Raw genomic sequence first — 11,294 nt, forward strand, 5'->3', positions numbered from 1 at the left:
TAAAATACAATGCGCTCTTTGTCTAACTTGATAATGTCTACTTTCCTTATATATTCTATTTAATAATTTGGCAGTATCAAAAGTTAAATCTCTAATAAATCGCATAATTGTTCCTGTTTATTACTGTTCATAAGATACTTTATCACTTTATGTTTATAGTCGGCAATTTATTTTGCACGACTACTTAACAGTGTTTGGTGTTACTGTAAACAACAACCCAAGACATAAATTTGCTCAAATTTTCCCCGTCCTCAATTAACTTTTTGTTGTTCGCGCCAAATAGCTAGACGCATCTGTCTGCGCATCCTAACATACATCTCATGAAACGACTTCAGACAAGGTAGGAGATATAAGACAGGAGACAGAAATACAAACCTTGTATTTAGCTCTAGCTGAACTTCTGTTACTTCTTTCCCTTTCTATATCAACTTCACATCTTGGAGAAAAATATGAGTATCCTCATCGCTGACAAACGTATTGACACAACAATTAAATTGTACATTGATAAATATAGGTTGTCTACTTAAAAGGTATACATAAATGGCAAAGAAACTAGCATCAGGTGATTATGAACTAGATACAACTATGATGTTAAAAGTTCTATCAAGACTTGATTCCGGAGTAGGATGGGTTTCAGATTGGCTACATCAGAATGTTAGAAATAGTCCTAATAAAAGAAAAGTCATAGGTATATATGTACTAGAATACAGAGGACAACCTGGTGGATCTCGTACACAACATTATTGGAGAGTATATACTAATGATAACAGAGAAAAAGAAAGACTGGATCATGCTATCACATCTAATAATTCTGTAGTTACCACTCGGCAAGTCAAAAATGAAAAACAGACAGATGATGATTTTATTTCAGATGATAGTTTTGCTTGGAATGGATTAAAATTAAGATCTCCTGCTGAACAAAAAATTGCAGAAGAACTAGAAAAAAGAAAAATTTTGTTCTTTGCAAATGCTAGATGCAGAATTACTAATAGGAGCCTTAGTCTTAGAGAGACTAAAGAGGTTGACTTTCTAATTTATTACAGGGGGAATTCTCGGATACTAGAAGTTGACGGACGTGAATATCATCCATCAGCAGCAAAAGACCATCATAGAGATAGGCTTTTTGAAAGACAAGGTGTTCGTTGTACTAGATTTACTGCAACAGAATGCTTGAATGATCCTAGAAATGTTATCGATGAATTTTTAGAATTATTTGATGTTTATCAATTAAGCTCCAATTCTGAAAAGACTAAAGAGGTGAGTAGAGAAGAACAAATAAAAACAATAGACATTGATGATATTCCTTTATAAGAAGGTCTGAAAACATTGCTAAATAAGGTTCAACCTGTTATAAATAATTTTGCTTAATTCCTTAGCAATGTTGAAATTAGACTAATTCTTGATAAAAATGCACTACTACGAAAGGTAATTTTAATATTCGTTTTTTAGCGAAGAGGTTAATCATAATGGCAGAATTAATTCCAGATAAACTTCCGTCAAGAGCATCAGTGGGAGAGAAAAAGCTTTTCTCCGTATTGCAAAAACTCCCTGATGATTACATAGTCTATTATGAACCAATCATTCAAGATCAATATCCGGATTTTATCATTATCGGACCTGATTTAGGAATACTGGTGATTGAAGTACAAGGCTGGTATCTCAAGAATATTTTAGAAGCGAATAATCAGCTTATACGGACTAAAGAAGGATCTTGTGAACATCCTACTATAAAAGCAAGAGAGTACATGATGTCTTTAGTGGAATCCTGCAAAAATAAAGATTATGGCAAAATACTGTTAGAGAAAGATGGAGAAAACAAAAATAGGTTCATCTTCCCTTTTGGACATTTTGCGGTTCTTTCTAACATTACAGGGGCGCAAGTTCAGGAACATAATTTAACAGAAGTGTTTCCTCCAGATAAAGTGGTAACAAGGGATATTTTAGAGTCCTGGACTAGTGAATCATTGAAGACTGAGGATATATACAAAATTTTCCTAAGTTTTTTTAAACCTTTTCGGCAATTTACAAGATTAGACAAAAATGAAATAAATGCGATTCGTGCAATTATTCATTCAGAAATTATCCTCTCAACACCAAAACAAGCCAGACACAAAGAAGAAAAGTTTGAAATACAAGATTTAAAAGTTTTAGACACTCGTCAAGAATTGAATGCTCGCAAAATCGGTGAAGGACATCGAATTATATATGGTGTTGCAGGATCTGGTAAAACAGTCCTCCTAATAGCTAAAGCTCGTATATTAAGCACCGAAAAGCCAGAATCAAAAATTCTTCTACTTTGCTTTAATGTTACTTTAGCATCATATTTAAATGAACTTCTTACATTGTATCCTAATGTCACAGTTAAACACTTTGATGGATGGGCAAAAGCTAATAATTGTGTTCGTCAATATGAAGAGTCTAACGAAGATTTGGGGAAGCGGTTTAAAGAAAGGCTGACGTACATGGAATCAGAACGATATGACGCAATATTAATCGACGAAGCTCAAGATTTCGCTACATCTTGGTTCGAGTGCGTTCTAGAAGCAATGAATGACCCATATGATGGAGATTTGCTGATTGTTGGAGATGGGAGTCAGGGTATATACTCCGGGAATAAAAAAATAAAATGGAAGGATATAGGAATAAAAGCAGTAGGGAGAGTTGAATATACAAAATTCGATCTCGACAAAAATTATCGTAACAGCAGGGAAATCATAGAATTAGCTTCTATATTTGCTAGTCAAGATAAGACAGATGATGGTGGAGAAAATTCCATACAATCCTTGTTTGTTGATCCAAAAAAATGCCAGCGCAGTAATGGAATTAAACCTATTTTGCTAAAATCTGCCAGTCGAGAGGAGGAAAGTAATAAGGTTATAGGTATTGTTAAAAAATTGTTAAATGGGTTTTGGTTTGACCAAAAAATTAAACCTCTCAATCCAGAAAACATAGGTATTTTGTATCGATTATCTTCCAGTAGAGAGAAGGTAATTTTAAAAGGTTTTATAGAAGAATTGGGCAAGATTGCTCCTGTTCTATGGATCAATAATCCAGGTAATGAGAATAGAATTAAAATCACAAAACCTGGAATAAAAATCCAGACTATTCATTCTACAAAAGGATTACAGTATCATGCTGTTATTCTTTTGTGGGCTGACCAATTACCAGCTCTATTTGACAATAATTCGGAAGAATCAGAAAGGCGGTTAATGTATGTTGCTATGACTAGACCAGAAGACTTTTTAGTCATTAGCACCTCTGGTAACTCCGATTTTATCCAAGAAATTGAAAATTCACATAAAGTAGATGTTAAAAACAGTCATTAAGAAATAAAATGATAGAGCAACATTAGTCCTACTGCACATTTTTCTAAATATCTCTGAAACCCTATTGATTGTTTTGAGGTTTCAGAGTTTTGCTAAGGTATTAAAGGTATTAATTGATTTGTCACAATTTAATAGTGTTTTCATCAATTAACCCTAAAAGCAGATCTCCAACTCCAGGGTGGCATAAATTCTGAATCTGACCAAATGTTTAAATGCTTTTCTTTAGCCTCTAATTCTGCTTTTTCGACAATTGAAGCACTAGTGCAGTTATATAAGTATTTGTGGTAAACCATTGCTAAACCCTCTTTTAGAAGTGATTCTTGTATAAAAGTATTATCAGGTAATCGTACTTCAGCTACTTTACGCCCATATCGATCAGTGTCTACAATCTTTAATTTCACTTGGTTGCCAACTTTGAGTAGTGACTGGAGTTTTTCTTTTGCTTTATTACCCCATGAAAACTGATTTTTATACCTGGAGTCAAAAGATAGACTATCGGTAAAAGAATGAGATATTTCAGGAGTATCAATACAAGCAAATCTTATCTTCATTTCTTTGCTTGATTGATCAGTAACGGTGATTGTGTCACCATCCTCAATTTCTTTGACAGTATAGGCTATTTCGCCAGAAACTTTTTTATTAGATTGGCTATTTTGTCCTACGATGAACTGACTGGGTTCAGCTATATTTATTTGATTTATTTCTCCTACTTTTTGAGGTTTAACGTCAATAATCTTGACTGTTTTTCCCTGTAACGCAATGGGATTTGGAGCATCAAGTATTTTATTAAAAATGGGAGAAGGAATAACAACTTCATAAATTTGATTATTCTCTCCTACAAGTTTAAAAGTTTCAGTATCACCCCTCTTTGTCCACCCATTGATTTTTCCTACTATACTAGAATCAGATTCAGGAGGTTTGACAGTATTTTCTATAGGTTTGGAACTACAGTAAAAATTCACAGGATTTTTTGTAAAATCTGAACACTTTAAAATCTCATTTGTTCTTTCTGATATCTTAATTAAATTTGAGTAATCATAATCCTCACCTTGTCCATAATTGGCATCTTCTCTAATCTTTTTGGGAGCATTAAGCAATGCTTTGGTGATTATTTCTCGGTCAGATTTAGACAATCTGGGTGATAAGAAAACTCCAGACCCCGGAATATCTTTACTTACGTGAATTATTCTTAAATCTTTTTCATCTTTTACAGCTGAATCAGCAGCAGCACCTAAATCAGCTTGTCCACTTTTAACTAGCTCCTTAATTTTTCGGGATTTGTGACCCATATTTACATTCAGGGTCTTGCCATATAAATCGTAGGAAGCAACATAGAAGCTGGAAACAGAATTAAAATCACCTAGTGCTATAGTATGAGTCTCATTCAAATCACTAATGGATTTAATAGGACTATCTGCTTTTGTAAACAAAACTGCTTGATAGTAAGGATCATTTTTGGGGAACATCCTTCCCGTATGTGTATAACCATTATTTTTCGCAGCGATGGAAAGCATGGGTGACAGTGTAAAAGAAATATCCCATTCTCGGTTGATCATCCTCTTTCTTGCTTCCTCATAAGAAAGCTCATCTCCACCATCAATAATTATTTGCACTTTATTGCCAAATTCTCGTTTAAGATAATCAGTTAAGCCTTTATAGTAGTCTGAAGAGCTTAATATACCAATTGTTAAGGTGGTGAATTCAGGTTTGCTTTTTGGTTGGTTAGAACTACAACCTAGCAATCCAAAAAACAGGAGGGTAGTGGAGAACAAAAGATGTGTAAAAGACTTATATCCCTTGTTTTTAAAAATCATAACTTCTTACCTTTACTTGAGATTGTGAGTAGAATAAATTAAGTAACTAGTGCGATCGCCTGTGGGAACCTAGATGAAATAGAAAAGCTGTTTGTCCATTATGCAGCACGATTTCTACGCGCATTTATTTGAGTTAATTCCCTTATTGTAGAAACTAAATTATTTAGGGTTATGACTCTATAGAATGAGCTAAGATTTAGTCTAATATTTTCGTCAATATTTGAATCGGATGGAAAAACAATAATTCCATATACTGTATCACCCTGGTTAAATCTACTACGGTTTTGAAATCCTAGTAATCTATTACGCATAACACCATCACAATAATTTTTAACCTGTACATAAGGGTTTTTACCCCAACAAGAGAGGATTTTCGTTCTGGATTGATTCCTTCTACAGATCCACTCTGAGTTACGGACATCCTGGGGATTAAGAGGTTCAATTACCCCTGCGTATGATTTAGCTTCTATTACAAAATAAACTCGACTGGCTAAATTTTGATTTGTTACTACAAGGAAGTCTGTAAATTTACTTCCCTCATTTCCATATCCTACATCAATTTGGGTTTCAACTCTATCATTTGGAAAATTATTCATCAATCTTTGATAAATTTGTTGTTCAAAATCATTTAAGGCATGCTGACCAATTTCTTCTAAATAACGTTCTATCTTAATATTTAAACTGTTAACTTCAGCTTGTACTTGCTCTCTGCTTTCTAGTAATACTTGTTCTCTATCCTGATATATATTTACTTGATTTTGTAAACTAGCGATCTGATTACTAAGTTCATGCTGTTCATTATTTTTTCTATCTAATAGTTCTTGTAAACTAACTAAAAGATTTTCATATTGTATCTCATTATCCTGTAAAGAAGTTAATCTACTTTCTGCTCTCTTTCTATCCTCCTTGATTTTTCTAAGTTGTTCTTGCAGTTCACTTTCCCTTTGTTGATTTTGATGATTGAGTCTTAATTGTTCTGTTTCAAGAATTTCTAACTCTCTTGTTAACTCTTGTATGAACTTCTGGTATTCATGTTTATTGGTGAGATTTTCTTGTAATTCTATTCTAGTTTCCTGAAGTTCTCTCTCTAGTTCAGATACTTGTGAACTATTGACTGATTGCATCATACTTTCTATTTGACTTTCTAATTGAGTTCTCTGTAGATGCAAGTTATTGAATTCGTTCTCAAATCTTATTCGTTCGCTATCTCTTTGTTGTTGCAATAGCCTGGTTTCTTCAATTCTTTCAGTAAGTTCAATTTCCAAAAGCCTATTATTATTTATTAATTCTATCTCTCTTTCCTCATTTAACCTACGTTCGTTAATTATTTTATTAACAAAAAATTCTAATGTACGCCATACTATAAAAGTAATCAGAATGAAGGACAATATGTTACTGGAATAAGATTGGATTCTACTACTGTTAGAAAAGGGATTACTCAACCATTTTAGCATTTCATTTCCAAATGTAGGACTGACACCCCTAACGTAGTAAACTCTACCTATAACGCGCCCTTTGTTAGTAAGTTCAGTAGCAGTTCGTTCAGTCACAGAAGAATGAGCATATGTCCACTGAGAGAACACAGGAGGAGGATCAAGCAGTACATCATAAGGATGATTTTTTAATTCTCCGGGTTCAAGAGCTTTTCGCCAAGAGGGGGATTCATCTGAATTCTTGCCAGAATAAGCAATAATATTTTTTCCAGAGGGATCTGTAACGATTAATCCAAATAAATTATAGGTACTATCTACAGTCCGTTGAACTTCTTCCATATCTTTTCTTAAAATCGCATAAGAAAGTTTTGTAGGTAATGTATGAGATAATATGTTGAAGTCAACTGTTTGAACTCTAAATATTGTCACATTCCAATAAGTGTCATAAATTTTAAAAGTAAATGGCGTACCAATGATAGTAAAAACGAAACTTATTGTAACTAGTCTTGTAGAAGATTGTAATCTAATAAGTCTATTTAATGATATTCGCAACAGAGTAGATATATTATCAGTAGTTATACCAGCAAGTCTAGACAATGTTCTCTTTATTCCTCTTAGGGTTATACTCACTATTTTAACATCCTTGTTTTACTCAATAAATGAAGTATAACTACTTGTGTCACTGTATTAACCTTAATTTTCTACTGTTTTTTAAAGTTTAAAGAGAAAAACTCAGATCCACCATGATAAATAAACTACATCTCTATTCTCTTATAACCGCTATAACCGCGATCGCATTTCCAAGGAAAAAAGATCTATCTTGAGGTAGATGTCAAACTAACCAGAATAACCATAGGTTTAAGTATTTCGTTGGAACTTGGAGTTAATAAAATAACTACTTATTGCGATTAAGACACTAATCAATAAAAATATACTGATTTCAGATAAACTAGAATTGACTGGGGGAGAAGACTGACCTTCCAAAGCAAAGAAGCTAACAACAGTATCTTGGTATCCGCTAAAGAACAGTAAAACTGGCACGAGAAATAATCCCATCATTTGACTTTTTCTCACCTGGAATATGGATGGTAACAATCCTAGACAACTACCCGCTACCAGAATTAATAATCCCCAGATACCTGTTGATATTAATACAAGTGTTGTTATAAATACAATAATTGCTATTGTTAAACTCTTGTAGTGCAAATTGTCTATTACTGATGTCAATGGTCTCCAGGTTTTTAAAAGTAGTTTACGACTCAAAAACCCAGCTATACCCATCCCCATTAAAATCAATATCATGGTTATCCAAGAATCTAAGTCTCCAATTATGGAATTAATGGCAACAGATGCACCAGACCTTGATTTGTTGATAAAGTATAATGCTGCTATTCCAAATAGTGCATCTGAAGATTGTATGGCTGATGTAATTACAATATATAACCTACTGCGATCGCTTGTTTCTTGATTACCAATAAAGAGTAGAGCTAGAGTAGCAGCGTTAGCTGAACCTAGACCGGGGAGTAAGCCAACAGCCATCCCTGATAAGGTTCCAATCAAACTACCTTTGTTTATTTCTGATTCTGGTAAATTCAACTTTATGTTTTTATTTTGAGGAGGTAGACTAGCAGTCTTTTCAGATAATGTTTGTAGGAGTCCACTAATACCAAATAAACCAGATAAAGCTGGAAATAAAACCCCAAAAGCTGCTGAAGAACCTCCTGGAATTAGAGGGGTTCCTAAGATAATAATACCGAAGATACCACTTAATAAGAATAAAAGCCCCGCAGTTAAACGATTTTTTTCTGTTATTATAAGAATGGCTGAAGCTATTAATAATATCCAAAATAATCCGGGTTTTATTAATTTTTCTACCCATTCTATGGGATTAATCCCAATTACAGTCAATAAAGTACAGAGAGAAGCAATAAGAAGAGCAGCTTTTAAACCGCGCCATGACCCCTCTATGGATAGATTTAATGCTTCACCACCATTACCCTCTTTTATTAATCTTTGTCCCGGTAAAAGGGAATATACCTCATCAGTAGGAATGCCTAAAAATAAACTGGGAATGTAATCAAAAAAGGCATGGGTAATGCTTACTGCTACAATGAATATAGAGATGGGTAGGGCAAACTCCTTGTCTAAAGACGCAGAGGCATAAAATGCTACCATTAAAGAAGCTATAAGATTAACGTGAATACCTGGTGTCAAACCGGAAATAATACCAACCAGTATTCCTAATACCAGCGCGGGTAAGGACAAGACTAAATACATTATAAATACGATTAATTAGGTTTGACTTGTTTGGCGTTTAGTGATATTTCATTCTGAAATTCGGTAACTTTAGCCAAAATATCAATTGATCCATTGGATGATAATATATTTAGAGTTTCCTGATTCCAGTCCCCCTCAAAAAATACTCCGCTTATAGAATCTCCACTATCACTCTCTAGCTTAAATCTCAGCATTTTATAACCCTTTCTTGATGTGAATTCCTCGGAGGAAACAGCGCGTAAAGACTTAATCCATACTGTTTTCTCCATATAATCACTAAGTTCCTTGACCTTAACCGTGGGATAAGAATTGGGAGAGGAATTAAAATTACTAGAGTATTGGGAATCAGTTCCACTAGTTTTTGTGATTGATTGAGAAGACAAGGGAGAGACCTGGGATTTATTATCATAAATACTAAGTAATCCGACTATTTCCACCATATCCCCCCGCTTTGGAGAAAAAGGGAGCTTTCCTAAAGAGGGGAAAAAAGAAGCCCGATATTCACCCGCAGATCCTGTAAGTGTCAGAAAGTGCATCCCCTGGGAACTTCGATAACTACTTTTGACCAATCCCCTGGAAATAACTAATGTCCCTACAGAGTCAGAGGAAAAGGACTCCCCGTTATAAACGACAGCTTGGGATAATACGGGTTTATATGTTTTACCAAATCCCCAGATTAGTCCAGTAAGGGTAACAAATAGAAGTAATGGTAAATGAGGAGAACTAATATAGTTTTTAAGCATACTAATGTTAATTCTTAATTCTATGGTGAAATAGTTAAAGTTGACAAATACGAGACCTATTAAAGAATAGTCCTAGCCCCCAAGGATTCACCTGTGATTCTATTCCTATCGTTTTCCACCACCATTCATAGAAAATCAACGCAGGCATTTCTCCCATCGCAGCATTGCTAAGATTTCCTTGAACTGATGGCAATTCATCATATTTTAACCATGTTTCTCCCCTTTTCCACCCTAACTTTTCTCCAAAAGAACTGAAAGTATCTTGGTTGTAATCTTCAGTGCCACCTAAACCAAGATAAATTTCTTTTTGCGGAGAGAACCCAAATTTACCATCACTGTATTGTAACCATAATTGATTCAGCGTATTCAAATCAGAACATGGAATTTGTTCAATTACTTTAGGGTTTATAAATCCTTCCCTTTGCCGATTTACTACGGTTAAGATTAATTGTTCTGTTTCTTTATCAGCTTCCTTCCAGTTACCAGCAGCAAGCAGCTCTTGTAACCTCAAGTAAATCCGAGGAACATTAGATTCTAGAATAACTGAGCTTTCTGGGCTTTCTCGTAATAAGGGGAGATCTGATTTGGATGCACCAAACTTCTCCACCATGTTTAAAAACACTATACTTGAAGACACTACAACAACTACCACCACTGTTCTAGGTTTTGGCAAACTTAGTCCAGCACTCTTATACGCAGTAAAAAAGGGCTTATAACTTTTAGGTGAATTTTTTATTGGAGGTGTAGGGGTAACATTATTGGTAATATTGATAGCAGGTCTAGAACGTAAATCTCCTATTACATCATTAGCAGACTGGTAACGCTCTGCAATAGGTGCAGTCATTTTATCCAAAATCTTTCCTAATTTTTCACTAACAGACCTATTACCTAAGTTATCTCGCCATAAAAATCTTTCTGTTGTAGTATCGTAGAACTTATTAGGACTAGATCCAGTCAACAAGTATAGACAAGTTAACCCTAAACTATACACATCACTAACGAAAGTAGCTTTTCCCCGCAGCTGTTCTGGAGCGCAGTATTCCATAGATCCTATAATTGTCCCTTCTTTCCCCCCTGCTGTTGGATCCACCACCTTCGCTGCACCAAAGTCAACCAGAAATATTTTATTGTCCATAGCACGACGAATTATATTTTCTGGCTTTATGTCACGATGAATAACCTGTTTTTTATGGACAAATTGTAAAATATTTAATAGCTCTATTAATAGTTCAGTAACCCTAGCAGGGGAGAAAACCCCGTTTTTCTGGAGTTCAATCTCTAATGTATCCCCCTCCACATACTCCTGAACCAAATACTGACGATTATCCTCCGTGTGGATAAAATAGTCCAAAAGTTCTGGGATTTGAGGATGTTGACCCAACTGCTCTAACTGTTTTGCTTCTTGATTAAATAAACGGGATGCTTTTTCAATAGTGTCTGTGCCCTGGGCTTGGGGTAAAAATTGTTTAATCACACAGGTAGGTTGAGATGGTTTACCCGTATCTGTTGCTAAAAAGGTACGTCCAAATCCTCCCTCCCCCAAAATTTCCCGGGGGATGAACCGCTCTCGCAAAATTAATTTGTTGCCACATTTTTGGCAGAATTTACAGTCGTTTGGATTCTGGTGCAAACAGTCTGGTTTTACGCAGAGGATTTTATTCATCTTACTTGTAAGTATTTTACCTCAGTATATCAAAAGTC

General features: G+C 34.7%; 7 protein-coding genes and 1 pseudogene. 2 read left to right on the top strand and 6 right to left on the bottom strand.

Features of this window, described 5'->3' with window-relative positions; translation table 11 throughout:
* Window positions 1-105, bottom strand: a pseudogene (locus ASL19_RS18600) (IS630 family transposase); the annotation flags it as partial.
* 435 nt (window positions 106-540) lie between these two features.
* Here ASL19_RS18600 and ASL19_RS09050 point away from each other — a divergent pair.
* Together ASL19_RS09050 and ASL19_RS09055 are read left to right on the top strand one after the other, a co-directional pair.
* Window positions 541-1,311 (top strand): DUF559 domain-containing protein, encoded by a 771-nt coding sequence (locus ASL19_RS09050; RefSeq protein WP_057178080.1) that lies wholly within the window; start codon window positions 541-543, stop codon window positions 1,309-1,311.
* Window positions 1,312-1,466: 155 nt separating this feature from the next.
* A complete protein-coding gene (locus ASL19_RS09055) occupies window positions 1,467-3,326 on the top strand; it encodes a nuclease-related domain-containing DEAD/DEAH box helicase (RefSeq protein ID WP_057178081.1) in 1,860 nt (619 codons plus the stop codon).
* Window positions 3,327-3,469: 143 nt separating this feature from the next.
* Here the strand turns inward: ASL19_RS09055 and ASL19_RS09060 are convergent, their stop codons facing one another.
* The 5 genes from ASL19_RS09060 to ASL19_RS09080 form a co-directional block, all read right to left on the bottom strand.
* Window positions 3,470-5,140, bottom strand: a complete 1,671-nt coding sequence (locus ASL19_RS09060; RefSeq protein ID WP_057178082.1) for a PhnD/SsuA/transferrin family substrate-binding protein — start codon at window positions 5,138-5,140, stop codon at window positions 3,470-3,472.
* A 98-nt stretch (window positions 5,141-5,238) separates the two neighbouring features.
* Entirely contained in the window at window positions 5,239-7,203 is a 1,965-nt protein-coding gene (locus ASL19_RS09065; RefSeq protein ID WP_152980420.1) for a hypothetical protein, read from the bottom strand.
* Window positions 7,204-7,431: 228 nt separating this feature from the next.
* On the bottom strand, window positions 7,432-8,850 hold the full coding sequence (locus tag ASL19_RS09070) for a tripartite tricarboxylate transporter permease (protein ID WP_057178084.1): 1,419 nt from the start codon (window positions 8,848-8,850) through the stop codon (window positions 7,432-7,434).
* An 11-nt stretch (window positions 8,851-8,861) separates the two neighbouring features.
* Window positions 8,862-9,593: an OB-fold nucleic acid binding domain-containing protein gene (locus ASL19_RS09075; protein ID WP_057178085.1), complete on the bottom strand. Its 732-nt coding sequence runs from the start codon at window positions 9,591-9,593 to the stop codon at window positions 8,862-8,864.
* Between the two features lie 34 nt (window positions 9,594-9,627).
* Window positions 9,628-11,256: a GUN4 domain-containing protein gene (locus tag ASL19_RS09080; protein ID WP_072149117.1), complete on the bottom strand. Its 1,629-nt coding sequence runs from the start codon at window positions 11,254-11,256 to the stop codon at window positions 9,628-9,630.
* Window positions 11,257-11,294 lie beyond the last annotated feature (38 nt).

The sequence above is a fragment of the Cylindrospermopsis sp. CR12 genome (assembly GCF_001432185.1).
GTDB classification, from domain to species: domain Bacteria; phylum Cyanobacteriota; class Cyanobacteriia; order Cyanobacteriales; family Nostocaceae; genus Raphidiopsis; species Raphidiopsis raciborskii.